A 24299-nucleotide genomic window follows, 5' to 3' on the forward strand; every position below is an offset into this window, starting at 1 on the left:
GATGGCCTTAAGAAGCGCGACTACGCGCTTCATTCATCGCCGTCCCTTGAACGAGAGGAGTCGCCGCGCGATACGGCGGCTCCGCACGATCCAAGGTCAGAAGAAGCCAAGCGGCTTTTCGCTATAGCTCACGAGCAGGTTCTTCGTCTGCTGGTAATGATCGAGCATCATCTTGTGGTTCTCTCGACCGATGCCCGATTGCTTGTAGCCGCCGAACGCCGCGTGCGCCGGATACGCGTGATAGCAGTTGGTCCATACGCGACCCGCCTGGATCGCGCGCCCGAAGCGATACGCCCGCGTGCCGTCGCGCGTCCAGACGCCTGCGCCAAGGCCATAGAGCGTGTCGTTCGCTATGTCGAGCGCTTCTTCTTCGGTTCTGAAGGTCGTCACCGAAAGCACCGGTCCGAAGATCTCTTCCTGAAAGATGCGCATTTTGTTGTTGCCGCGAAAAACAGTCGGCTTCACATAGAAGCCTTTGGCCAGCTCGCCCTCGAGCGCGTTGCGTTCGCCGCCGATCAGACAGTCCGCGCCCTCTTGCTTGCCGAGGTCGATGTAGGACAGGATCTTCTCCAGCTGCTCCTGCGAGGCTTGCGCGCCGATCATGGTCTTCGTGTCCAGCGGATGCCCTTGCGCAATCGCCGCGACACGCTTCAACGCGCGTTCCATAAAGCGGTCATAGATGGACTCTTCGATCAGCGCGCGTGACGGGCACGTACACACTTCGCCCTGATTAAGCGCGAACATGGCGAAGCCTTCGATCGCCTTGTCGAAGTAGCTGTCGTCCGCGTCGAGCACGTCGGCGAAGAAGATGTTCGGGCTCTTGCCGCCGAGTTCCAGTGTCACGGGTATGAGGTTCTGGCTGGCGTATTGCATGATGAGACGCCCTGTCGACGTCTCGCCCGTGAACGCGATCTTCGCGATGCGCTTGCTCGATGCGAGCGGCTTGCCGGCTTCGAGCCCGAATCCGTTCACCACATTCACCACGCCCGGCGGCAACAAGTCTTCGATGACTTCGAGCAGCACCAGCAGCGACGCGGGCGTCTGTTCCGCGGGCTTCAGCACCACGCAGTTTCCCGCCGCAAGCGCGGGCGCGAGCTTCCATACGGCCATCAAAATGGGGAAGTTCCACGGGATGATCTGACCGACGACGCCGAGCGGCTCATGGAAGTGATACGCGACCGTATCCTCGTCGATCTGTGAAATGGAGCCTTCCTGTGCGCGCGCGGCACTCGCGAAGTAGCGGAAGTGATCGATCGCGAGCGGGATATCGGCCGCCATCGTCTCGCGCAACGGCTTGCCGTTGTCGATCGATTCGGCTACCGCGAGCCGCGCGAGGTTCGCTTCCATGCGGTCGGCCATCTTCATCAGCAGATTGGCCCGATCCGTCGTGGACGTCTTGCCCCACGATGCCTTCGCGGCATGAGCCGCATCGAGAGCGGCCTCGATGTCCGCTTCGCGCGAACGTGGAATCGAGGTGAACGGCTCGCCGGTGATGGGCGAGATGTCGTCGAAGTATTCGCCGCCGACGGGCGGCACCCACTTGCCGCCGATGAAATTCCCATACTGCTTCTTGTATGGGTAGTCGGTGCTCAGGAACTGCATCTCCGCATGGTTCATCAGTGTGCTCCTCGCATGTCGATAAAGCGGCCCGGCGCTGGCGATGCACGCCGCCGCCCCGACTACATTGCGAGTTCCATGCCATTGAGCTCGCGCGCGGGGTACGCCATGAGCGGCGTGCGTTTCGGCAAGACCGTACATTGCGGGCGCAAGCGGATGCTGTTCAGATTCGCAACAGGTGTATCGCCGTGTAGCACTCTTGAAGAGTTGAACTGTGTCGCTTGGGGTCTTCGCGCCACCGCCTGAAGTGGGCGCGTAACGCTGATACCGGCGTTGAGCTAGGTTCTTGCCTGCCGCTTGATGCCGATTCGCGGTAACGACGCATAACGCGCAGGGCACACGTGGGCGAGATGCCGCATTCGCGACGTCCGATAGGCGAGTCAATGGGGACACGGACACGCGACAGTGTGGGGCAGCTGTCGGACGTGAGCATGGCAACGCTGCGCGCGTCGCCTGAATGACGGGCGTCTCGCTGGGCGCCGAGACTCGCACAGTTCAGGTAGTGCTGAGCGATATCGAATCCACCGCGCTCTGTCGAGATCGAAAGAGCGCGGTGGCCGTCCGCAGAGGCCGACTCAATGGCCGGGCCCCGCATTAAGGGGCAGCTTCGAGGCACGCGCCATGTCGGCGGTCATCTTGTTCGGCCCCGGCTTGTATCCGTTCGACATGAGCAGGAACGCCATGATGTCCGCATAGTCCTGATCCTTCATCTTGCCCGGACGATCGGCGGGCATGTTGGTCGCCATGTAAGTGAAGATGCCGCCGACCGTCAGATGTGAATTCGCCGCCGGCGCGAACGACGGCCCTTGCAATGCGGGCGCCGTTACGCCCTGGAGTTGCGCGCCGTGGCACTTCGCGCACGAGCTTCCATACAGCGTCTTGCCGTGGGCGGTCTGAGCCTGTTCGAACGAAGGCGCCTCTGCGCCGACTTCGTTCGACACCTTGACGTTGCGGCCCATGCGCGAGGCGTTCGCGTCCGCGAGCATGATGCCCGAGAACGAGGGCGATGCCTGCGACGGCTTGTCGAGATAACCGGTCGATATCTTCTGCGCGGGCAGGCTCCACTGCTTCGTCAGTGCCTGAAGCTCGCCGTCCTTGCGCATGGCCGAGAGCGTATCGTCGATGAGCACGCGCGATGCGGCGGCCTTGGCGCCGAACGCGAAGGACAGGTGCCATTCGGCATAAGGCGAGTCGGCAGGCGCGATATCGAAGCTGCGTTGCGGGTGCGCCAGGCGATAAGCGACGACGGCCGGATACCACACGATGGCCTCTCGCGCGCGTCCGGTCGCCACTGCGTCGACCGTCGATGCACAACTCTTCTCCAGATCGAGCGTCACGTTCCTCCGTTGCACAGCGATGAGTTGCGCCGGACTCGCATAGGTGGCAGCGACGGTGCGCTTCGCTGCGCCCTGTAACACGGTGCCGGGTGCCTCGACGCTCACATATCCCGCGCGCAGATAACCGCTAGAGAAGCGCATCTTGCCGCCGGAAGCATCGGCGACCGTGGAGCGCGGAAAGCCCGCGATCACGTCGCAATCGCGCGTGAGCATCTTGTCGAGTTCCCTCAGCGAAACGCCGTCGTCATCGCCTTCGCCGATACCGCGCACGAACTCGAACGGAATATTGGCGCGCGCGAAGACCGCTTGTGCGACGGCGCGATCCAGCGATGCCGACGGGCTACCGGGAAACGTGCAGATCCGTACCGCGGCATGCGACAACGAAGGCGCGAGCGCGATGAATGCCGCGAGCATCCCCGCCGCGCGAAAGGTGTGGAGTGAATGAGTCATGGCAAGGCATCCGGTGGTATGAGAGCGCCGCAAAGCGCGCGAAGAGGGCGCTTTGCGGTCCGATCAGCGCTTCAAGTGCGCTTCAAGTGCGCTTTAAGTACGATTGAGTGCGAACACATAGAGCGTGCCGCCGCGCGGCACCTTGTCGGCGGCCTTGGCCATCGGACCGCCCCAGATGGGATTGGCGCCGCCGTAGCCCGCGAGAATCGCGACATATTCCTTGCCGTCGATCTCATAGACCGAAGGCTGCGCGATGATGCCGCTCGCGAGCTTGGGGCTCTTCCACAGGACCTTGCCCGTCTTTTCATCGAATGCAAGCAAGTGGCCGTCGAGCGAGCCGCTGAATGCAAGGCCGCCCGCCGTGGTCGCCACGCCGCCGTTCCATGGCAGCTTGGTCCAGTAGCTCCACACCTTCTTGCCGGTATCGACATCGATCGCCTGCAATTCGCCATAGCCCTTGCTACCGGGCTCGGGCTTGATCTCGAATCCCTCTCCGAGATAGGGCAGGCCTTCCATGTAGTTCACCGACTTGCCGGACAAGGACATGCACGCATGCAGCGCGGGCACGATGGCAAGATGCGTATCGGGATCGTACGACACGGACCACCAGTTCTTGCCGCCAAGGAAGCTCGGGCACGTCTCGATGGTCGTGCCTGTCTTCGGGTATCGCGCGGCATCCTGCACCGGCTTGCCATCAGCGGTGTATCCCGTGACCGAAGTCGCTTTCACGAACGGCCGCGCGTAGATCAGCTTGCCGTTGCTGCGATCGATGGCATGGAAGAAGCCATTGCGGTCTGCATGAATGATCGCGTCGTAGTCCTTGCCCTGATACTTGACGTTCGCGAGCACCGGCGTGTTCACGCCATCGTAGTCCCACGTGTCGTGCGTCGTGTACTGATAGTGCCACTTGAGATCGCCCGTTTTGGGATCAAGCGCGAGCAGCGAATCCGAGTACAGGTTATCGCCGGGACGCAGGTCGGCGAGCCACGGCCCGGGGTTGCCCACGCCCCAGTAGAGCGTCTTGCTTGCCGCGTCGTAGGTGCCGGTGAGCCATGCGGGCGCGCCGCCATGTTCCTGCATGCCGTCGGGCCACGTGTCGCCGCCCGGCTCCTTCGCGCCGGGCACCGTAAAGCGCTTCCATAGCAGCTTGCCATCGTTGGGATCGAGTGCGGCGATGAAACCGCGCGCGCCATACTCGCCACCCGAACTGCCGACGACCAGCGCGCCATCGAGAGCGAGCGGCGCGAGCGAGAATGCGTAGCCCGTGCCCGGATCGAACATGGCCTTCTTCCATACGAGCGCGCCGGTTTGCGCATCCAGTGCGGCGACCTCGCCGCTCAGCATCGCGACGTACACGTTCTTTCCGTAGAGCGCGACGCCGCGATTCACTACGTCGCAACAGGCGGTCTTGAACGAAGTCGCTTCGAGATGCGGCTCGTACTTCCAAAGCTGCTTGCCCGTCGCGGCATCGAATGCATAGACGTTGTCCTTCGGCGTCGTCACGAACAGGAAGCGCCCATTGACGATGGGCGTCGCTTCGAAGCCTTGCTGCAAGTCAGCGGGAAACTTGTAGCTCCATGCCTGCTTCAGGTCCTTGACGTTGCTCGTATCGATTTGCTTGAGCGGAGAGTGAGCGTGACCGTTGTAGGTGCGGTAATACGTGAGCCAGCCCTGATCGTCTTGCGCGCTGGTCAGGCGTTCATAGGTCACGCTGGTGTATTGCGCCGGCGGGCTGTCCGCCGCGATGGCCTGCTGCTGTGCAAAAGCGAATGTCGCTGCGGCGCCTGCTGCAAGGGCCGCAAAGCGCATTGCCGGGACCGGTCGGTTCATCATCGTCGTCTCCTGGGGATTTGAGTGCAACGTCTTTTCTGATTGCGCGTCTCTAGTGGATCGACATGCGCAACGGTTGCCCCACCATCAAGGCAACACATGTGCCATTGATCGAGAAATGGCGCGCAAGCCTTGTCCCATGCGGATGCGGCGGTCGATGCAACCGGAGTCGAAGCCGCAGCGCATAGATGAGCGGGTGTTGCAATCTGGAGTAGTGGAACGTGTGAGTGTTGCCGGATGGGGCAGCGGCGGGATCAGTCGAACAAGCGATAAACCGTGCGTCGAAAGGCGCCCGGGAACCATTCGGAGTGCGATATATTGATTCGACGCAGCGAGGATTGCGGAACGTCGAACGTGCTAACGTCGCGCGCGCACGGTCAGGCGTTCATGTGGAGGAGACAAGGAGAACGGCACATGTCCGGATCGGTGCCGCTGTGATCCGGACATGTGATGATCGAGGCTTCAGCGTGTGGCGATATACATCGTGATTTCGAAGCCGAAGCGCAGATCGGTGAAGGCAGGCTTAGTCCATTGCATGGCGTCTCCTTTGGATGTTCCGTGACGTAGGTCACGAACCGTTTCGCGACCGGCCGTCAATCTTGCAAAGTCCATGCCTTCGGAAATCGTTGTCCCGCCGCGACTGAGTTGTTCCAAAGTGGAACACCATGGAACAGTTCACCGCTCCATGATTGAACAGCCGGGCATCTTGCGATAAATGGTGTTGCGTGAAATCCCGAGCGCCCGCGCGGCAGCCGATACATTGCCATGATGACGCGCGAGTGCCGCGGCGATGACGGCCACGGTGACCTCCTGAAGCCGTTCGCAATCGAATGCCGGTGCAGTGCTTGCTTCGCTGATGGCCGGCGTATGGGCGCTCAGGTCATCGAAGAAATCTTCGGGAAGATGCTCGGGGCGAATGCAGCCATCGTCGTCGACCATCGCGGCGGCGGTGCGTAGCACGTTGCACAATTGCCTGAAGTTTCCCGGCCAGGCGTAGCGCTCGAACAGCGCCATGACGTCGTCATCGATGGACAGACGACTGTTGCATCCTTCCTCGGCGCTCAGCGTCCGCATCATGTTCGTGATGACCACGGAGAGGTCCGTGCGTTCGCGCAAGGGCGGCAATTTGACGACAAGCCCGTTGAGCCGGTAGTACAGATCTTCGCGAAAGGTGTTCTGAGCGATCATCTCGCGCAGATTGCGGTGCGTGGCGCAGATGATCGCCACGTCCACCGGTATCGACTTGCTCGAGCCGAGCGGATCGATCACGCGCTCCTGCAGCACGCGCAGCAGCCGCACCTGCAAGTGATAAGGCATGTCGCCGATTTCATCGAGGAAAAGCGTCCCGCCGTTCGCCTGAAGCACCTTACCGGCCGCGCCTTTGCGCCGCGCGCCCGTGAATGCCCCTTCCTCGTACCCGAACAGTTCGGATTCGATCAGGTTTTCCGGGATCGATGCGCAGTTCACCGCGACGAACGGCCCTCCGCGACGCGGCGAATCGCTGTGAATGGCTTGCGCGAGCACTTCTTTTCCCGTGCCCGTTTCCCCGGTGATGAGAATGGGAATGCCCTTGCCGATGACCTTACGGACCTTGCCGATCACGGCCGAGATTTTGGCATCGCCCGTCTCGAGCGATGCGAGCTTGGATGACGGCTCATGAGAAACGAGCGCGCGCGGGGCAGGCCGCGCGGCGGGAGTCGTCGCGTCGGCGAAGGGCGCGCGGTCGAGGCGCACGCGCGCGCACACGACGGTGCCGTTGTTGAGATTCAGCGAAATATGCGGCGCGCGGCTCGATTGCGAACGATCGATCAATTGCGCGCTTGTCAGGCCGAAAAGCGAGGAAAGCGTATGCGCGCGCAACGCCGACAGCGGCAGGCCGAACTGGAATTGTGCGCTGCGGTTGGCCGACAGGAAGCGGCCATCGAAGGTGAACGCCATCATGCCTTCCATGAGCGTGCCGAGGAATTCGGGCCGGCCATGAAAGGAGAGCTGCATCGTGCCCTGAAAAGTACTGGAAAACAGGTGGTTTTCGATCATCTGCACCGACATGCGCGCGAGCGCCATCGTGTGACGATGGTAGCTGCGATGATCGCCCGTTACGTCGAGCACGCCGATCAGATCGCCATAGGGATCGAGGATCGGCACGCTCGAACATGTGAGGAAACGGTTGGCCGCAAGATAGTGCTGGTCGCCGTGCACGACGGTGGCCGAGCGCTCGGCGATCGCGGTGCCGATCGCATTCGTGCCTTGCCGCTCTTCCGCCCAGTTCGCTCCGGGCCTGAGCGCGACTTTCTCGGCCCGCGCGAGGAAGTCGTCGTCTCCGGTGGAATGGAGGATAAGGCCTTGCGCGTCCGTGAGGACGATCATGCTTTGCGTATTGACGATCTGCTCGCGCAGGCTCTCCATGACCGGAGTCGCGTGCGCGCATAGCACGCGATTTTGCTCGAGCTTGAGCAGCAGGTCGGCGTGGGGGAGGACGTCGTAGTCGGGGCGCGTCGAAGCGTGGAGGCCGAACGTCTCCGATCGCTGATGCGCGTTGCGGATCGCCGGGATGAGCCAGCCGTTCTCCCTTTCATCGGGGACGCCCGCGATCTCGCGGATCTCGTCTTGCATCGTCTCCTCCTTGGTGCAAGTGCCGGTCGAATCGCCGGATAGTGTGGCGCCGAAATAAGCAAGCACTGGGCCAATGTTGACACGCGTCGACTGAAACCAACTGAAAGTATAGGGAAGGTAGCGGTGCGCGGACAATGCAACGTCTTCTCGGATCGATGCTACAGCGGTGCGCCATGTCTCGCGCTTGATCGAACACAAAGATACGAGACAGGCCGTCGCTCGTTCAGCGCCTAACCGTTGTTGAGCACTTGAGCACACATCCTCGAAAGCAACTCGAATCCAATACGCCAATTGCTGTGCAACGCAGCATCGTCGAGCTCATATCCAGTGTAAATGGACTAGGTTTTCGGCAAGGCTAACGCCCGCGCGTAAACCACTATCGCGCGTGAGTTTGTATGCCAGTACTGTCAAACGCGAACGCGTACGCGCGTGCCCTTCTGGCGTCTTGCACGGGCACCTTTGAACAGATTCTTCTGCTAGTCCGATTCAGTGGCGGTATCGCAAGTCCGCAGGAGTCGTGTTTCTCGCACATCGTGCCGCGCATCCGCGACGCGATGTGCGCGAGCATCCGGTGAATTCAATCCAACAAAAGAGGAGACGCCATGCTTGCAGGAATCCAGGTGCTTCGAGTGGCAGTCACGGCGGCGCTCGCGCTAGGCGCAAGCGCGGCCTTCGCGCAGGCGTCGATCGTTTCGGGCCCTGCCAGCGACCCCACGTGCATGGTCCCGTGGAAGAGCGACACCAAGTTCATCAAGTATCCGAAGAAGAACGCGCCGTACCGCATCGCGCTCGTGAATGGCTATATCGCGAACACGTGGCGCATTCAGATGATCAAGACGGCCAAGGCCTATACCGCGCAACCGGCAGTCGCCGCGAAGCTGAAGGAGTTCAAGGTCGTCTCGACAGGCGAGGACGTGCCGGCGCAGATCTCGGCCGTCAACAACTTCATCGATGCCGGTTATGACGCGATCATCGTGGATGCGCAGAACCCGTCCTCGTTCGGCCCGGCGATTCGCCGCGCGAAGAAGGCCGGCGTCGTGCTGATCGCATTCGACAACACGCTCGACAGCGAAGACGCGATCAACGTCGACGTCGATCAGTACGGGCTCGGCGTGCTATGGGCCAAGTGGCTCGCGGATCACGTGCCGAACGGCGGCAAGGTGCTCGAGGTTCGCGGCGTGGCAGGCACGTCGGTCGACACGGACCGGCACAACGGCTTCCAGAAGACGCTGGACCAGACAGGCAAGAAGTGGAACATCGTCCAGGTCTATGGCAAATGGGACGACGGCGTCGCGCAGAAGGCCGCCGCCGACGCCATCGCGGTACAAGGCCATTTCGATGGCATCTCGGCGCAGGGCGGCGACACCGGGGTCGTGCGCGCGATGCTCGACGCGAAGCATCCGTTCGTGCCGTTCGGTGGCGAGACGGAGAACGGCTTTCGCAAGTTCTGCGCGCAATACGGCAGTCAGGGCCTCAAATGCACGTCGGCGGGAAGCGGTCCGGCGCAGGTGGCCGTCGCGATCAAGACAGCGCTCGCCGCGCTCGACGGCCAGACGATACCCGTCGCGATCAAGCTGCCGCTCGACATCACGGACGATTCGAAGCTGAAGGCGGGCGTCAACTACTTCCCGAACGAGTCCGACAACTTCTTCGTCGGCAACTCGTTTCCGACGTGCGGCATCAACTTCTCGGCGCAGGAAATCATGAAGCAGACTCAGGGTAATCAGTAACGCGATCATGGCCGACGAGAAGAGGGGAGACGAAGCATGCGGCGGGATGAGGAGCGGCCGTTCTTTCAGATGTCCGGAATTTCGAAGAGCTACGGCGGCGCCGTCGCGCTGGATAACGCGGAGCTCGCGGTGCGCAGGGGACGCATCCACGCGGTCCTCGGCGAGAATGGCGCGGGCAAGTCCACGCTGCTGAAGGTGATGTCCGGCGTCGTGCAGCCGGATAAGGGCACGATGCATCTCGATGGCCGCGAAGTGTCGTTCGCGTCGCCGGCCGCGGCCAACGCGGCGGGCATCGTCTGCGTGTATCAGGAGCTCTCGCTGATCCCCGATCTCAGCGTGGCGGACAACATCTTCGCGTCGAACCCGCCGCGTCGTTTCGGCATGATCGATCGCCGGGCGCAGCGCCGGCAGGCCGAGGCCGCGCTCGCTCGCGCGGGCGCGCACGACATCAATCCGCTCGCGAAAGTCCGCGACCTGCCGCTGTCGCGCCAGCAAATGGTCGAACTCGCGAAGGGGCTCGCGCACGAGCCGCGCATCCTGATTCTCGACGAGGCGACGTCGGCGCTGACCGCAGCCGACGTGGCGCGCGTGATCGAAGTGCTCAAGCGTCTGCGCGAGGAAGGGCTCGCGCTGCTTTTCATCTCGCACCGGATGCACGAGGTGAAAGCGCTCGCGGACGAATGCACCGTCTACCGTAACGGCCGTCATGTGATGAGCTTCGAGGCGGGCACGCGCTCGGACAACGAGGTCGTCGAGATGATGATCGGGCGGAAGTATCAGCACGTCTTCCCCGACAAACCCGAACGCGAAGCCGACGAAGCTACGCAAAGCAGCGCCTCGAAACCGGTGCTCGCCTGCCGCGACCTCGCGTGGAACGACACGCTCCGAGGCGTCAGCTTCTCGTTGAGGCGCGGCGAAATTCTCGGGCTGGGCGGCCTCGACGGACAAGGCCAGCGTGAACTGTTGCTCGCGTTGTTCGGCGTGCTGCGCGGTTGCGCGGGCGAGATCGAGATCGATGGCCGTGCGGTCTCGGTTGCGAGCCCTCGCGCGGCCCGCGCCGACCGGATCGGCATGGCGCTGATTCCCGAGGATCGCAAGACCGAAGGGCTCATGCTGCCGATGTCCTTGCGCGAGAACCTGTCGTTTGCCGCGCTCGATCGCATGTCCACGGCGGGCGTGATCGATCGCGGCCGCCAGCAGTCCTTTGTCGACCGGATGATGAGCCTGCTCGCGATCAAGTCGTTCACCCTCGATGCCGCCGTGGACTCCCTATCGGGCGGCAACCAGCAGAAGGTGGTCATCGCGAAGTGGCTGATCCGGCAGCCGAGGATCCTGCTTCTCTGCGATCCGACGCGCGGCATCGACGTCGGCACGAAACAGGAGATCTATCAGTTGCTCCGGCGCCTCGCCGACGAAGGCGCCGCGATCGTGTTCTACTCGACCGACTACGACGAGCTGATCGGCTGCTGCGACCGCGTGCTCGTGCTCTACGAAGGCAGGATCAAGAAGGAACTCGCCGGTGCTGCCATCACCGAGCAGAGCCTCATTGCGAGCGCGCTGGACTTGCCGGTCGGTCAAACTTCGGCTTCAGAAGGAGTCGCGCCATGAGCGGCTTGCGTTACTGGTATGCGGAGAATCGCGGGTCGGCGTTCGCCTTCGGCCTGTTCGTGCTGATGTTCGCGATCTACCTCATCAACTATCCGTCGAGCCTGTCCGCTAACGTCATTCAGACGGCCGCGAACAAGGCGGTGTTGCTCGCGCTGGTGTCGATGGGCCAGACGCTCGTCGTGCTGACCGCGGGCATCGACCTCTCGATCGGCATGATGCTCGTGCTCACGAACTGCCTGGCATCGTGGATGGTGACGGGCGACGCGTCGCACAGCGCGCTCGGCATTGCTGGCGTGCTCGCGGCGGGCGCGCTGTGCGGCGCGCTCAACGGCGTCATCATCATCTTCGGCCGCCTGCAGCCGATCGTCACGACCATTGCCACGGGCGCCGTCTACTACGGATTGGCGCTGCTGCTGCGCCCGGTGCCCGGCGGATCGATCAACGAGGATCTCGCCGACGTACTCACCGGCAAAGTCGCGGGCGTGGTGCCGGCGAGCCTGCTGATCCTGCTCGCGGCCGTGGTGATCGTCTGGGTGCCTTTCAAGCGCTCGGCGGTCGGACGCGCGGCTTACGCGACCGGCTCCTCCGAGCCAGCGGCCTTTCTGTCGGGCATGCCAATCCGCCGCGCGAAGCTGGTCAGCTACACGCTCGCCGGACTGCTCGCTGCGATCGGAGGCCTCTTTCTGACGTTCTTCACGGACACCGGCGAAGCGAGCCTCGGCAGCGCTAATTCGTACACCTTATTTTCGATTGCGGCCGTGGTGATCGGCGGCGTGTCGCTGTTGGGCGGCCGGGGCAGCGCGATCGGCGCGATCTTCGGCGCATTCGCGTTCCGCTCGATCGGTGACTTGCTGTTCGTGTTCAACGTCGATGCACTGTGGCAGCCGCTCTTTCAGGGCATCATCCTGTTGCTCGCCGTTTCGATCGGCGCGTGCGGGCTGTTCAGAGTCCGCAACCGCCTGGAGTGGTTCCAATGAGCGACGTTCCCGCAAACGGCCGGACGACGTTCGTGTCGAGGCTCGCGCGCAGAATCGACAAGCCGATCCTGATCGCGTTCGGGTGCATCGTCGCGCTGCTTCTTGTCGGCGGCATGTTCTCGCGCAATTTCACGTCGCCGGAGTACATCCTGCTGCAACTGAAGGTCGGCGCGTTTCTCGGCATCATTGCGACCGGGCTCATGATGGTGATTCTGCTCGGCCATATCGACTTGTCGCTTCCGTGGACGATCACCGTCGGCGCGATGATGGCGTGCGCCGTCGCGGGACACGGCGAACTCGGACGCGTGCTCGCGATTCCCGCGGGCATCGGTTGCGGCGTGCTCATCGGCATCGTCAACGGCGTGCTCGTGGCGCTGCTACGCATTCCGTCGATGATCGCGACGCTCGCGACCAATGCCGTCGCGCAGGGCATCATGATCGTCTACACGGGGGGATCGTCGCCGCAGGATTCCGCGCCGGACGTGATGCGATGGCTTGCGGCCGGATGGCTCGTGCCGGGCGTGCCGAACGCGGTGGCGCTGTGGGTCGTGATCGGCGCCGCCACGATGTTCCTGCTGTCGCGCACGACCTTCGGCCGGACGCTGTACGCCATCGGCAACACGGAACGCGCGGCTTATCTTTCGGGCATCAACACGCGACTGGTCACGGTGGCCGCGTTCGCCGTGTGCAGCGGGTTCGCGGCCTTCGGCGGCGTGCTGCTGGCGGGGTATGCATCGAAGGCCGCGCAGTCGATGGGCGATGCCTACCTGTTGCCGGCCATCGCGGCGGTCGTGCTCGGTGGCACGTCGATTCTGGGCGGCCGGGGATCGTACCTCGGCACCGTGGCCGGCGCGATTCTCATCACGCTTCTACAGTCGATTCTCTCCGTCGCGCAGATGCCGGAGGCGGGGCGCCAGATCATCTACGGCGTGGTGATCGCGGCGATGCTGTTGCTGTATGGGCGGAGCAAGCGGCAAGGGTAGGGAGTGTGTTTGTCGATGTGGGTTAGGGCGGTGCGGTCTGAGACATCGCTCGCTTGTCAAATAGTCCCGAGACCGCGAAGAAGAGACGACGCGCGAAGCGCTACTCGTCGCGGTAGAGACGCTGCGCTTTCATCGACCTGCGCGCAATCGATGCCCGAACGTCAGTGGACTCGTCCCTAGGGTTATCCCTGATTTTGCAAGAATGACTTGTCGAAACGCTCGTTAATCTTAAGCATTCGCTTACCTATGCTGAAGTCACTGAATCGCAAGCAGGGCTGCTTGCGAAAACAAGACTGGAGGTAAGCATCATGAAAATCGCTACTATCATCATCGCCGCTGCGCTGGCTATTCCGGCCGCTTCGTCGTTCGCTCAAAGCCAACCGGTGACGCGCGCACAAGTGAAGGCCGAACTGGTTCAACTCGAACGTGCTGGCTATAACCCCGCCATGGATCGCGCGACGTATCTGGCGCAAATCCAGGCCGCCGAAGCAAAGGTTGCGGCTGAGAACGGGCAGACCAGCTACGGCGGTGTCGCTGACGGCTCGTCGGCTTCGGGCAGCCCGGCACACACCGGCAACAGCGTCGCGCCTGTCTATTTCGGCCACTAATCCCGGCCGCGACAGCAAAAACGCGCGACTGACGCGCTAATAAGATCGGCCGCTGTCGGACGCGACAGACGGCCGGTTCGCCTTTCCGACACCTCCGCCACCGGCAAAGCCGATGGCTTGCCCGGCACCGATCGTCCCGGGCTTTTTTGCGTTCACGGTAATCGAAAGCCGAATCGGGCGCGGGTAAAGAAGAAGCACGAGTCGGGTCAGGCGGGCGAGCGCCCGGATCTGGTTTGCGACGGAGATCTGCTGAGAGCCTCGTTCTTCGCCTGCGAGCACTTCAGACTCGCTGATATTCCTTTCCCCTTGCCGATCAATCGCTGGTTGAGCACGCCGTTCCAGCATGACGACCTTCGCACTGTGTCTGCCTATGTTCATCGCCTCGTCAGACAGCGATGCGTTTTTCCAGTCAGTACGAACTCGTCATGCTCACGGCGTCAATCCGAGAACATCGCTCGGCGAGCGTGCCACCAAAGTGCTTGAGCACGGCAGCAACACCCGACGCCGGGCGTGGCGCTTGCTGCCCCGACGGTCGTCCGCCCTTTCCTGGAAACGACTATGGATGCGTTCGCGCAGACCGGGAACACCAACGCGGCGCACGGGCAACCGGGGCGGCGCGAGTTGCCCGAGCTCATCCGCGCATCGGCGATGCGGCTGCCCGCGCTGGATGATCCCGATTTCGCGCAAGCCTTCGATCGCTTCGCGGACAAGCGCGTGGTGCTGCTCGGCGAGGCGAGCCACGGCACGGCCGAGTTCTACGAAGCGCGCGCCGCAATCACGCGGCGGTTGATCGAGCGGCATGGATTCGATTTCGTCGCGGTCGAAGCCGACTGGCCGGATGCAGCGCTGATCGACGAACATGTGCGCGGACGTCCCCGCGCCCGTCCCGACGCGCAGCCGTTCCGCCGCTTTCCGACGTGGATGTGGCGCAACGCGGAGTTCGCCGCCTTCGTCGCGTGGCTACGCCAGCACAATGCCCCGCTCGAGGAACACAATCGCGCAGCGTTCTATGGCCTGGACCTCTACAGTCTCTCCGAATCCATTGCCGCCGTGCTTGCGTACCTCGACGTGCATGATCCCGAGGCGGCGCGCGTCGCCCGAGTGCGCTATGGATGCCTCACGCCGTGGCAGAGAGATCCTTCCGTCTACGGCCGCGCTGCGTGGCAGGCCGGCTTCGGCAAGTGCGAGGAGGCAGTCGTTGCGCAGTTGCGCGACTTGCTCGACAAGCGCTTCGCGTCGGGCGCGAGCGATCCGGCGCTGCTCGACGCGACGCACAATGCACGTCTGGTCGCCGCGGCGGAGCAGTACTATCGCGCGATGTACAGCGGATCGGCCGAAAGCTGGAACCTGCGGGACACGCACATGTTCGACACGCTGCAAAGCCTGCTGGATGCGCGCGGAGCGCAATCGCGTGCCGTCGTGTGGGCGCACAACTCGCATTTGGGCGACGCATCGGCGACGGAAATGGGCCGCACGCGCGGCGAGCTCAACGTCGGGCAACTGTGCCGCGAACGCTTCGGCGAGCAAGCGGCGCTGATCGGCTTCGGCACGCACACCGGAACGGTCGCCGCGGCCTCCGACTGGGACGAGCCGATGCAGATCATGCAGGTGCGGCCCTCGCGCGAAGACAGCTACGAGTATCAGTTCCATGCGGCGGGCGTAAGCCCGTGTCTCGTCGATCTGCGCGCCGGCGCTGACGATGCGCTACGCGATGCGCTGAGCGAAGCGCGCCTCGAGCGTTTCATCGGCGTGATCTATCGGCCGGACACCGAGCTATACAGTCATTACGCTGAGGCCGAGCTGTCCAGGCAATTCGATGCCTACGTCTGGTTCGACACGACACGCGCGGTGAGCGCCATATCGTCTTCCGATGCGTCGGCGGACAAGTCCGCGAGTGCCGAAACGCCGGAGACGTTTCCGTTCGGCGTCTGATTTGGCATTGAGCTAGTTCATGCGCGAGCGTGTATGTCTATTGCTTTGACGAGCGCTTGAAAGCAGTGGGCGAGGACGCACGCGACGGCGGCATGCGGTTGTCACTGGACCATGTACGAGCCCATCACTGCTTCAAGTGGAAAGCGCGTGCAGGGTTATTGCGGGGCGTCGAATAGGCTTTCGGCTTCGCAGGCGGCAGAAAGACACATGATGTTGGCAATGACAGCATCCGCATGGATGCGAGCAAGATCGGGGCGTCGGCATGCGGTACCGGATGCGAGGCGCTGGCGACGCCTCGAAACTCAACGTACTTACGTCGGAGACAACGTTTCATGCTCAAAGCTGCGATTTTCGATATCGATGGCACACTGGTCGACTCCGTCGATCTCCATGCGCGCGCCTGGCAGGAGGCTTTCGCACACTTCGGCCATCAGGTGACGTTCGAGCAGGCCCGCAGTCAGATCGGCAAGGGAGGCGACAAGCTCATTCCGGTGTTTCTCACGGACGCCGAGCAGCAGGATCATGGCGAAGCGCTCGAGAAATGGCGCGGCGACCACTTTCGGCCGCACTATCTGCCGATGGTTCGGCCGTTCTCATGCGTACCTGACCTGATCGCGCGGGTCCGTAAAGCGGGGCTGAAGGTAGCCGTGGCGTCATCTGCCAAGAAGCGGGAACTCGACGTATATCTCGATCTCGCAGGCATCACCGACCTTCTCGATGCATCTACATCATCCGACGACGCCGAGGCCTCGAAGCCCGCGCCCGATATTTTCGAAGCCGTGCTAAAGAAGCTTGGCGTCGAGGGTTCGGAGGCGGTTGCGATTGGCGACAGTCCATACGATGCGCAGGCGGCGCGCGCGGCGGGCATGCGTTGCATCGGCTTCCTGTCGGGCGGGTTCACCGAGTCGAGTCTGCGCGAAGCGGGCTGCAGCGTCGTCTATCCCGGCCCGGGCGCGATGCTCGCCTGTTTCGATCTAGCCGGTCCTTCGACAGCGGGCGAGTCGGGGCAAAGCGCCTCTGACTAGGCGTTTTCGCGGGTAGAGGCGGGCAGCACGGTGCAGTGCTCGATGCCCGGCGGCCTTCGATCAATAGTGCGCGTTCGTATCGATCGGATAGACAGGCCGCTTCAGGTTACTGAACGCGAACAACCCGTAGTCCGAACTCGTCACGCCGCGGCTATCGCATTCGACGAGTCCGCCCGCAATGGGGACGAATACCGGCCTGCAATACATCCGCGATTTCAGAATCAGGAAGCGGGCGCCGCGTGGATCGATACCGACGCTTTCGAACACGCCCAGATCCCACGGCTCATGCGTGCGCTCGGTGACGAGGATGCGTGCCGCCCGCGTTTCGATGACGGCCGCGCGCCCCATGTATGCACGCTGTCCCGTGTAGGTCGGGCCGCTGATGATGTACTCGCCGTTGCTCAACGCACGCACGATGCCGGTCACTTCGAGCGGCGGCTTGCCACGCGACGCGACACTCGCGAGCTTGTTGCCGATGCGAACGGTGACCGTCGCGCCAACGCCCGCTTCGAAAAGGTGCGCAACGCTTTCCGGATCACACAACGGTCCGACGACGATGCCTTCTAGTCCCTGGCGCAACGCTTCTTCGAACACATCGGTCGTATCGCAGGTACCGCCCGACATGCAGTTATCGCCGTGATCGAGCAGAAGCACAGGCCCGTGCGCTTCGCGCGCAAGCGCCGCGCCCTCCGACACGGACTCTGCAAGCGGCGCGCTGCGATAGACGAAGTCCTCGCGCGCGTCCCATATCTGCCTGGCGATACGATTCGCCACCTCTTGCGCCTTCGCTCGCTCGCCGTTCGCGACCACCACGACGCTGATGCATGGCGCAGCGATATCCGCGAGCGAGAAGCCCGATAACACCGACACGGACAGCACGCCGTCTTCACGTTCGGCCGCGCGCGCGGCATCGACGGCGCGCTTCATCGCGCCATCGGCGGTCGCGCTCTTGAGCGTATGCGTGAGCAACGGCGGCTGCGCCCATGCAATAACCGGCTTCGCCCTGCCATGCACGAGATCGAGCAACGAGCGCGCTGCATGCTCGCCGCTTTCATACATATCGACGTGCGGATAGGTCTTGAAGCTCACGATCACATCCGCGTTGTCGATCATCTTCTGCGTGACGTTCGCGTGCAGATCGAGCGATACCGCAATCGGTGCATGCGGTAACGCGCGGCGCACGCGTTCCAGGAGATCGCCTTCACCGTCCGGCGAATTTTCGGCAACCATCGCGCCATGCAGATCGAGCATGACCGCATCGCAACCCGGAGCCGCCTCGATGATCGACTGACATATCGCGTCATACGCCTCGGCTGCCACGCGCCCGCTGGGATTCGCTGATGCCGATATCGGCGTGACGATCTGGGCATGTTCACGTTGTGCCGCATCGATGAATGCCGACATCGCTGTCCGCATGCCCGCGTTCTCTTTATAGGCATCCTCGCCATAGCAGGGACCGTCGCGACCGAAGGCCTCGAGCGGCGTCGCGACCGGCGAAAACGTGTTGGTCTCGTGATTCATCCGTGCGATGAGAATCTTCATCCGCATGCTCCTTCGACAGACGCGTTCGCCGCGCGCAACATTACTTGCAGCAGCACGTTGCACCCGGCTTCGAGATGATCGGCGCGCGCATCCTCGATTTCGTTATGACTGATGCCGTCCTTGCATGGCACGAAGATCATGGCGGCAGGGGCCACGCGCGCGAGATACACGGCGTCATGGCCCGCGCCGCTCACGATGTCCATCGACGTCAGACCGAGGGCATCGGCGCTCTCGCGCACCGATGCCACCAGCGATGCATCGAACGGTTGCGGCGCGAAGTAGACAACCTCGTCTATCGTCACCGGCAGGCTCGCCTGTGAGCATGCGTCACGCAGTGCGCGGTCCATTGCGAGAAGCGTCGCGTCGTCGGCGGCGCGCAGATCGACGGTCAGCTTCACGCGGCCCGGAATGACGTTGCGCGAGTTCGGATGCACGTCCACCCAGCCGACGGTGCCGCGCGCATGCGGTGCATGGTCCAGCGCAATGCGATTGACCGCGCGAATCACGTCGGCCGCGACGAGCAGGGCATCACGGCGTAGCTCCATCGGCGTCGGGCCAGCATGCGCTTCCATGCCGTCGATCGTCACGTCGTACCAGCGTTGACCGAGCGCTCCCTGCACGACGCCGATCACCTTGTCGTTCGCTTCGAGCACCGGACCCTGCTCGATATGCGCTTCGAAATACGCGCCCACGTCGTGCGCCGCGACGCGCTCGCCCACATAGCCGATGGCAGCGAGGGCATCGCGCACGGACACGCCTGCGCGGTCGACCTGTTCGAGTGCATGGTCGAGCGTGAACGCGCCCGCAAAGACGCCCGAACCCATCATCACAGGGACGAAGCGCGAGCCTTCCTCGTTGGTCCATACCGCGACTTCGATCGGCGCGGCCGTGCGCACGTTGTTGTCGTTGAGCGTACGCAGCACTTCCAGTCCGGCCAGCACGCCATAGTTGCCGTCGAACTTTCCGCCGGTCGGCTGCGTATCGATATGGCTGCCCGTCACGACAGGCGGGAGATCGTCGCGTGTGCCCGCACGGCGCGCGAAGATATTGCCGATTGCATCGACGCGCACCGTACAGCCGATTTCCTTCGCCCACGCAACGAAAAGATCGCGGCCCTGCTTGTCGAGCTCGGTCAAGGCGAGCCGGCACACGCCGCCCTTTTGCGTCGCGCCGATGCGGGCGAGCACCATCAGACTGTCCCAGAGACGCGCACCGTCGACGCGCAAAGCGGCGCGTGCCGGCATATCGTGAGCTTGCATTCGAGGTTCCTTCGCTTGAGTGTTGCGAGTGTGTTCCGAGCGCGACGTTCAGACGACGCCGACACCGAGGTAACGATCCTTGACCGATTCATCGGCGATGAACGCATCGTTCGTCCCTTCGTACACGATGCGTCCCTGCTCGATGATGTAATGCCGGTCCGCCAGTTGCGTGCACACTTCGAGGTTCTGTTCGACGAGCAGGATCGCCACGCCCGCCTGGCGGATCAACTTGAGTTGCGCGACGATCTCTTCGACGATCACAGGCGCGAGGCCTTCCACCGGTTCGTCGAGCATCAGCAAACGGGGATGATTCATCAGCGCGCGGCCGATCGCGAGCATCTGCTGCTCGCCGCCGGAAAGCTGTCCGCCGCCGTTCGTGCGGCGCTCTCTCAGGCGCGGAAAGATACGATAGATGTCAGCGAGTTGCCATGGCGAATCCTTGCGCGCGCCGAGCCGCAGATTCTCTTCGACCGACAACAGCTTGAAGATGCCGCGATGTTCCGGCACGAAGCACACGCCGCGCGCCGCGATCTTGTGAGGCGGCAGTTTCGCGAGATCGGCGCCCTTGAATCTCACGCTGCCTTGCGGAGTCACGACGCCCGCAATGCTCTTGAGCGTCGTCGACTTGCCCGCGCCATTGCGTCCGAGCAGCGTGACGGTCTCCCCTTCGCGGATAGCAAGCGAGACGCCCTGAAGAATATGGCTCTTGCCGTAATACCCGTGAATGTTATCGACATCGAGCATCATGCGCGGCCTCCGGTGATCATGTTGCCGAGATAGGCGCTGCGCACGCGATCGTCGCCGCGTATGTCGGCGGGCTTGCCTTCGACGAGGACGCGGCCCTGTTGCATCACCGTGATCGTGTCGGAGATATCCATCACGATATCCATGTTGTGTTCGATCAGTACGACCGTGTAGTCGTCGCGCAGGCTGCGGATCAACTGCTTCATGTCGCCGAGATCGTCGATGCCCATGCCCGACGTCGGCTCGTCGAGAAAGATCGCCTTGGGCCGTGCCGCGAGCGCCATGCCGACTTCGAGCCGACGCTGCTGACCGTGCGACAGCGCGCTGGCCTGCGTCGCTGCGAAGCGTTGCAATGCCAGGCGTTCGAGAATGCCATCGACGGTATCGCGGTGTTCGAGCGCGCCACGCGGCGGCGTCCATGCATTGAGCGCGCGTTTGGCGTCCACGCCTTGCGCGGCGAGGCGCAAGTTCTCGCGCACCGAAAGATTCGCGAACAGGCTCGTCACCTGAAACGAACGAGCGATGCCGCGTTTCACCCGGCGATGATCGGGCTCATGCGTCACGTCATGGCCATCGAATACGATATTGCCCGCCGTGATCGGCAGCGTGCCGGTCAGCACATGAAAGAGCGTCGTCTTGCCTGCGCCGTTCGGCCCGATCACCGAATGCACCGTGTTCCTGGCGATGCGCAGATTCACATCGGTGAGCGCCGCGAACTTGCCATAGCGTTTCGCGACGCCCTTCGCTTCGAGTATCGACGCACTCATGCCGGCTCTCCTCGATCCCGCTTCATCGCGCGAAATATGCGTTCACCCAGGCCCCACAAGCCGCGCTGCATGAAGAGGCTCACCGCGATCAGGACGAGCCCGAGCAGCAGCAGCCAGCGCGGCCAGAGCGTCGAAAGCCAGTCGGCGAAAAGCACATAAAACGCAGCGCCGAGCACGGATGAGAAGAGATTGCTCGTGCCGCCGATCACCGTCATCACGAGAATCATCTCGCTCGTGTGGTAGTCGATGTTGGAGAGCGGCGCGATGCCCGTCATCATCGCGTGAAGCGCGCCGGCCAGTCCCGTGACGGCGCCCGACACGACGAACGCTGCGAGCTTGAAGCGCCTGATGTCATAGCCGACTGCCGCGGCGCGCGCTTCGTTGTCGCGGATCGCGAGCAGCGTGCGGCCGAAAATCGAATGCGATACGCGCAGCATCAGCCAGAACGCGATGAGGAACAGGACGGCGACGAACGCGTAGTACTTCCACGGCGACGCTATGGAGACGAGCGGCTGCCCGAGGAGCGATAACGCAGGACGCGGGATGTCGAGCAGGCCGTTATCGCCACCGGTGAGTTCAGGTGTCGTATAAGCGAGAAAGTAGAACATCTGCCCGAATGCGAGCGTGAGCATCACGAAGTACGCGCCGCGCTGACGTATCGAGAACCATCCGACGACGGCGGCGGCAAGCGCGCCCGTGACGATCGCACCGAACAACGCGGCCGGAACCTGAAGTCCCGCCTTCGAAAGGATCAGGCCCGCGCTATAACTTCCCAGCCCGAAGAAAATGCCCTGCCCGAAGGACAGCAAGCCCGTATGTCCGAGCAAAAGATTGCAGCCGAGCGCGGCGAGCGCATAGACCAGCACTTCGGTTGCGAGCGATCCCGAGCGCATCGTCATCGGCAGAATGCAAACGACGATCGCCGCGAGCAACAAGAACCGATACCGATGCAGCGAGTCCCTGAAGGATCGCCGCGGTACGCTCACGTCGAGCGTATTCGAATTCAGCTTGGAATTCATGCGGTCCTCCCGAGCAGGCCATTCGGACGCAGCAACAACACGGCCGCCATCGCGACATAGATCATGAGACGCGCGCCTTCGGGCCATAGCGTGCTCATCACGCTTTGCACGATGCCGACCAGCAAGCCACCGACGAGCGCGCCGAGAAAGTTTCCCATGCCGCCGACGACAACGACGACGAACGCGACGCCGAGCGCCTCGATGCCCATGAACGGATCGACCCCGCGTATCGGCGCCGCGAGCACGCCTGCGAGCGCCGCCGTGCCCGCGCCGAGCGCGAACACGAGACTGAAGATGCGTGTCACATTGAGGCCGAGGAGGGACACCATCTCGCTCGACTCGCTTCGCGCGCGCACTGCGCTACCGAGCCGCGTGCCTTCGAGCACCCACCAGAGGATACCCGCGAGCACGGCCGTGAAGGCGATCACGAAGAGACGATACTTCGGGTAAATGAAGCTGCCCCACATCACGACGCCATTGAGCATATCGGGCACGGCGACGTTATCGCCGAGCGGCCCCCACATGAGGATCGCGCATTCCTGTATCACGAGTGCGAGCCCGACCGTCGCGAGAATATGAAACTCGTGCTGCTGCGCATACACATGCCGCAGCACCGCTTTTTCGACGATCCACGCGAGCGCTCCGACGACCACCGGCACGACGACGAGCGCGGTCCAGAAGTTCATCGACCACTGCATCGCCTGATAACAGAAATACGCGCCCAGCAGATAGAACGCGCCGTGCGCGAAGTTCACGAAGCGCAGCAGCCCGAACACGATCGACAAGCCGACCGCGAGCAGAAAGTACAGCATGCCTACGCCGATGCCGTTCACGACCTGCAACAAATAAACGTTCATGGTCTTGCGTCAGAAGAGTGACGGCGCGAATGCGGGCGATGCCTGCACTCGCATGAGCACAACGCGATTCACGACCTCAGGCGAGCTTGCATTGCGTCTTGTCGAGCGGCAGGAAAGACTGGCCGGAACTCACGATGTCCGCGTAGTCGTCCTTGTCCTTCATCTTGCTCTTGGCCTTGCCCTTCAGCAGGTAGTAGTTCTTGAGCACTTGATGGTCGCCCGCGCGAATCTCTTCGGGACCGGTCAGGCCCGCGTACTTCATGCCTTCCAGCGCGGCGACGACTTTCTTCGGATCGGCCGTGCCGGCCTTGACGATGCCGTCGAGCAGAATCTTCGTGCAGATGTACGAGCCCGCGAGGCTGTAGTTGGGATTGGACTTGTAGGTTGCATTCACGCGCTTGACCAGTTCGTGATTGAGCGGCGTGTCGATCGCATGCCAGTACTGCGCGCCGAAATAGACGCCTTCGCAGATATCGGGGCCGAGTGCTTCGAACTGTTCTAGACCGGATGCCCACGCCATGAGGATCGTGCAATTGTTCTTCATGCCGAAGCTCACGGCCTGCCGCAACGTATCCGACGATTGCGAACCGAAGTTCAGAATGAGCAGCACATCCGGTTTGGCCGCGACCGCATTCGTCAGATAACCACTGAATTCTTTCTCGTTGAGCGAGTGATAACTGTTGCCTACATGCTCGATGCCCTTCTCCTTGAAGATCGCCTTTGCGGCCGACAACAGGCCGTCGCCGAATACGTATTGCGGCGTGATGGTGTACCAGCGCTTCGCCTTGGGCATGGTTTGGATCAGCGGGCGAACCGTCTGTTCGATCGCGCCGAAAGTCGGCACCGACCAGCGGAACGTCGCGCTGTTGCAGTCCTTGCCGGTGAGTTCGTCCGCGCCCGCGGTCGTGATGAAGATGCCATCGGCTTTCTCGGCTTCCTTGCCCATTGCGAGCGCTTCGGAAGAAAGAATGCCGCCCGCGAAGTAGCGCGCGTTCTTTTGCTGCGCGATTTCCTGCACGCGCCGCACGGCCGTTGCGGGTTTTCCCTCGGTGTCGAGCGTCGCATAGGCAAGCGGCTGACCGAGCACCTTCCCGTATTGATCGATGGCGAGCTTCATGCCGAGATCGGCGTACTTGCCGTTGGCCGCGAACGGGCCGGACATCGGCACGGGGCAAGCGAACTGAATGGGCGAGCCTTGCGCAAATGCGCTTCTTGCGACGAGCGCTTCCAACGATCCCGGAATGGCCGACAGCGCGGCCAGCTTCAACATGTTTCGGCGATTCAAGATTGACGCTCCCTGAGAAGATGACCCGCGCAGCCGCCCCGCGTTTTGTCGTGATACGTTGAAAGCCTCGGCTCGTTCATCCCATTTATCATGATAAATAGAATGAACCCGATGCT

Annotated in this window: 20 protein-coding genes; 7 read left to right on the top strand and 13 right to left on the bottom strand. The window is 62.8% G+C overall.

The genetic code is table 11. The annotated features are described in order from the left end of the window. Positions 1-96: 96 nt before the first annotated feature. The 5 genes from adh to NCR34_RS23640 all read right to left on the bottom strand — a co-directional run bounded on the left by adh (position 97) and on the right by NCR34_RS23640 (position 7847). Positions 97-1617, bottom strand: a complete 1521-nt coding sequence (adh, locus tag NCR34_RS23620; protein WP_248323360.1) for an aldehyde dehydrogenase — start codon at positions 1615-1617, stop codon at positions 97-99. Between the two features lie 575 nt (positions 1618-2192). Next, complete coding sequence (locus tag NCR34_RS23625; protein WP_248324209.1) at positions 2193-3404, bottom strand: c-type cytochrome; 1212 nt, start codon at positions 3402-3404, stop codon at positions 2193-2195. 93 nt (positions 3405-3497) lie between these two features. Further along, positions 3498-5237 carry a methanol/ethanol family PQQ-dependent dehydrogenase gene (locus NCR34_RS23630; RefSeq protein WP_250501184.1) on the bottom strand — a complete coding sequence of 580 codons (1740 nt, stop codon included), beginning with the start codon at positions 5235-5237 and terminating at the stop codon, positions 3498-3500. A gap of 459 nt (positions 5238-5696) precedes the next feature. After that, the gene (pqqA, locus tag NCR34_RS23635) at positions 5697-5771 is read right to left on the bottom strand and encodes a pyrroloquinoline quinone precursor peptide PqqA (protein ID WP_157695699.1); all 75 of its coding nucleotides are present in this window, start codon (positions 5769-5771) and stop codon (positions 5697-5699) included. A gap of 138 nt (positions 5772-5909) precedes the next feature. Continuing rightward, on the bottom strand, positions 5910-7847 hold the full coding sequence (locus tag NCR34_RS23640; protein ID WP_248324207.1) for a sigma-54-dependent Fis family transcriptional regulator: 1938 nt from the start codon (positions 7845-7847) through the stop codon (positions 5910-5912). Positions 7848-8449: 602 nt separating this feature from the next. On the opposite strand from NCR34_RS23640, the gene NCR34_RS23645 reads away from it, so the two are divergent. The 5 genes from NCR34_RS23645 to NCR34_RS23665 all read left to right on the top strand — a co-directional run bounded on the left by NCR34_RS23645 (position 8450) and on the right by NCR34_RS23665 (position 13753). Continuing rightward, positions 8450-9577: a sugar ABC transporter substrate-binding protein gene (locus NCR34_RS23645; RefSeq protein WP_248324206.1), complete on the top strand. Its 1128-nt coding sequence runs from the start codon at positions 8450-8452 to the stop codon at positions 9575-9577. Between the two features lie 36 nt (positions 9578-9613). Further along, positions 9614-11185, top strand: a complete 1572-nt coding sequence (locus tag NCR34_RS23650) for a sugar ABC transporter ATP-binding protein (protein WP_248324205.1) — start codon at positions 9614-9616, stop codon at positions 11183-11185. Beyond that, complete coding sequence (locus NCR34_RS23655; protein ID WP_248324204.1) at positions 11182-12162, top strand: ABC transporter permease; 981 nt, start codon at positions 11182-11184, stop codon at positions 12160-12162. Before NCR34_RS23650 ends, NCR34_RS23655 begins: the two co-directional genes overlap by 4 nt. Continuing rightward, entirely contained in the window at positions 12159-13145 is a 987-nt protein-coding gene (locus tag NCR34_RS23660; RefSeq protein ID WP_248324203.1) for an ABC transporter permease, read from the top strand. The genes NCR34_RS23655 and NCR34_RS23660 overlap by 4 nt, the downstream gene beginning before the upstream one ends. A 308-nt stretch (positions 13146-13453) precedes the next feature. Beyond that, positions 13454-13753 carry a DUF4148 domain-containing protein gene (locus NCR34_RS23665; protein WP_250501185.1) on the top strand — a complete coding sequence of 100 codons (300 nt, stop codon included), beginning with the start codon at positions 13454-13456 and terminating at the stop codon, positions 13751-13753. A 36-nt stretch (positions 13754-13789) separates the two neighbouring features. Here the strand turns inward: NCR34_RS23665 and NCR34_RS23670 are convergent, their stop codons facing one another. Further along, the gene (locus tag NCR34_RS23670) at positions 13790-14131 is read right to left on the bottom strand and encodes a hypothetical protein (RefSeq protein WP_248324201.1); all 342 of its coding nucleotides are present in this window, start codon (positions 14129-14131) and stop codon (positions 13790-13792) included. A 180-nt stretch (positions 14132-14311) separates the two neighbouring features. Here NCR34_RS23670 and NCR34_RS23675 point away from each other — a divergent pair, with 180 nt between their 5' ends. Then, positions 14312-15685 carry an erythromycin esterase family protein gene (locus NCR34_RS23675; protein WP_371747492.1) on the top strand — a complete coding sequence of 458 codons (1374 nt, stop codon included), beginning with the start codon at positions 14312-14314 and terminating at the stop codon, positions 15683-15685. Between the two features lie 233 nt (positions 15686-15918). Continuing rightward, positions 15919-16710, top strand: coding sequence for an HAD family hydrolase (locus NCR34_RS23680; protein WP_248324200.1), 792 nt, complete (start codon positions 15919-15921; stop codon positions 16708-16710). A gap of 60 nt (positions 16711-16770) precedes the next feature. On the opposite strand, the gene NCR34_RS23685 is transcribed toward NCR34_RS23680, so the two are convergent. The 7 genes from NCR34_RS23685 to NCR34_RS23715 all read right to left on the bottom strand — a co-directional run bounded on the left by NCR34_RS23685 (position 16771) and on the right by NCR34_RS23715 (position 24183). Continuing rightward, positions 16771-18252 carry a M81 family metallopeptidase gene (locus NCR34_RS23685; RefSeq protein WP_248324199.1) on the bottom strand — a complete coding sequence of 494 codons (1482 nt, stop codon included), beginning with the start codon at positions 18250-18252 and terminating at the stop codon, positions 16771-16773. Further along, positions 18249-19511, bottom strand: coding sequence for a Zn-dependent hydrolase (locus tag NCR34_RS23690; protein WP_250501186.1), 1263 nt, complete (start codon positions 19509-19511; stop codon positions 18249-18251). Before NCR34_RS23690 ends, NCR34_RS23685 begins: the two co-directional genes overlap by 4 nt. 48 nt (positions 19512-19559) lie before the next feature. Beyond that, on the bottom strand, positions 19560-20258 hold the full coding sequence (locus NCR34_RS23695; protein ID WP_248324197.1) for an ABC transporter ATP-binding protein: 699 nt from the start codon (positions 20256-20258) through the stop codon (positions 19560-19562). Further along, entirely contained in the window at positions 20255-21022 is a 768-nt protein-coding gene (locus tag NCR34_RS23700) for an ABC transporter ATP-binding protein (protein ID WP_175943212.1), read from the bottom strand. Before NCR34_RS23700 ends, NCR34_RS23695 begins: the two co-directional genes overlap by 4 nt. Further along, positions 21019-22041, bottom strand: a complete 1023-nt coding sequence (locus NCR34_RS23705; protein WP_248324196.1) for a branched-chain amino acid ABC transporter permease — start codon at positions 22039-22041, stop codon at positions 21019-21021. The genes NCR34_RS23700 and NCR34_RS23705 overlap by 4 nt, the downstream gene beginning before the upstream one ends. Then, positions 22038-22898 carry a branched-chain amino acid ABC transporter permease gene (locus NCR34_RS23710; RefSeq protein ID WP_250501187.1) on the bottom strand — a complete coding sequence of 287 codons (861 nt, stop codon included), beginning with the start codon at positions 22896-22898 and terminating at the stop codon, positions 22038-22040. Before NCR34_RS23710 ends, NCR34_RS23705 begins: the two co-directional genes overlap by 4 nt. 76 nt (positions 22899-22974) lie before the next feature. Continuing rightward, positions 22975-24183 (bottom strand): ABC transporter substrate-binding protein, encoded by a 1209-nt coding sequence (locus NCR34_RS23715; RefSeq protein WP_248324194.1) that lies wholly within the window; start codon positions 24181-24183, stop codon positions 22975-22977. Positions 24184-24299: the final 116 nt, after the last annotated feature.

Source organism: Caballeronia sp. GAWG1-5s-s, assembly GCF_023631445.1.
GTDB lineage: Bacteria > Pseudomonadota > Gammaproteobacteria > Burkholderiales > Burkholderiaceae > Caballeronia.

What these genes read in the sequence shown, in the direction of transcription:
- NCR34_RS23625 (WP_248324209.1), bottom strand. Translation starts at nt 3,404, where the DNA reads ATGACTCATTCACTCCACACCTTTCGCGCGGCGGGGATGCTCGCGGCA.
- NCR34_RS23685 (WP_248324199.1), bottom strand. Translation starts at nt 18,252, where the DNA reads ATGAAGATTCTCATCGCACGGATGAATCACGAGACCAACACGTTTTCG.
- NCR34_RS23645 (WP_248324206.1), top strand. Translation starts at nt 8,450, where the DNA reads ATGCTTGCAGGAATCCAGGTGCTTCGAGTGGCAGTCACGGCGGCGCTC.
- NCR34_RS23690 (WP_250501186.1), bottom strand. Translation starts at nt 19,511, where the DNA reads ATGCAAGCTCACGATATGCCGGCACGCGCCGCTTTGCGCGTCGACGGT.
- NCR34_RS23630 (WP_250501184.1), bottom strand. Translation starts at nt 5,237, where the DNA reads ATGATGAACCGACCGGTCCCGGCAATGCGCTTTGCGGCCCTTGCAGCA.
- NCR34_RS23660 (WP_248324203.1), top strand. Translation starts at nt 12,159, where the DNA reads ATGAGCGACGTTCCCGCAAACGGCCGGACGACGTTCGTGTCGAGGCTC.
- NCR34_RS23705 (WP_248324196.1), bottom strand. Translation starts at nt 22,041, where the DNA reads ATGAATTCCAAGCTGAATTCGAATACGCTCGACGTGAGCGTACCGCGG.
- NCR34_RS23650 (WP_248324205.1), top strand. Translation starts at nt 9,614, where the DNA reads ATGCGGCGGGATGAGGAGCGGCCGTTCTTTCAGATGTCCGGAATTTCG.
- NCR34_RS23670 (WP_248324201.1), bottom strand. Translation starts at nt 14,131, where the DNA reads ATGAACATAGGCAGACACAGTGCGAAGGTCGTCATGCTGGAACGGCGT.
- NCR34_RS23665 (WP_250501185.1), top strand. Translation starts at nt 13,454, where the DNA reads ATGAAAATCGCTACTATCATCATCGCCGCTGCGCTGGCTATTCCGGCC.
- NCR34_RS23700 (WP_175943212.1), bottom strand. Translation starts at nt 21,022, where the DNA reads ATGAGTGCGTCGATACTCGAAGCGAAGGGCGTCGCGAAACGCTATGGC.
- NCR34_RS23640 (WP_248324207.1), bottom strand. Translation starts at nt 7,847, where the DNA reads ATGCAAGACGAGATCCGCGAGATCGCGGGCGTCCCCGATGAAAGGGAG.
- adh (WP_248323360.1), bottom strand. Translation starts at nt 1,617, where the DNA reads ATGAACCATGCGGAGATGCAGTTCCTGAGCACCGACTACCCATACAAG.
- NCR34_RS23680 (WP_248324200.1), top strand. Translation starts at nt 15,919, where the DNA reads ATGGATGCGAGCAAGATCGGGGCGTCGGCATGCGGTACCGGATGCGAG.
- NCR34_RS23695 (WP_248324197.1), bottom strand. Translation starts at nt 20,258, where the DNA reads ATGATGCTCGATGTCGATAACATTCACGGGTATTACGGCAAGAGCCAT.
- NCR34_RS23710 (WP_250501187.1), bottom strand. Translation starts at nt 22,898, where the DNA reads ATGAACGTTTATTTGTTGCAGGTCGTGAACGGCATCGGCGTAGGCATG.
- NCR34_RS23655 (WP_248324204.1), top strand. Translation starts at nt 11,182, where the DNA reads ATGAGCGGCTTGCGTTACTGGTATGCGGAGAATCGCGGGTCGGCGTTC.
- NCR34_RS23675 (WP_371747492.1), top strand. Translation starts at nt 14,312, where the DNA reads ATGGATGCGTTCGCGCAGACCGGGAACACCAACGCGGCGCACGGGCAA.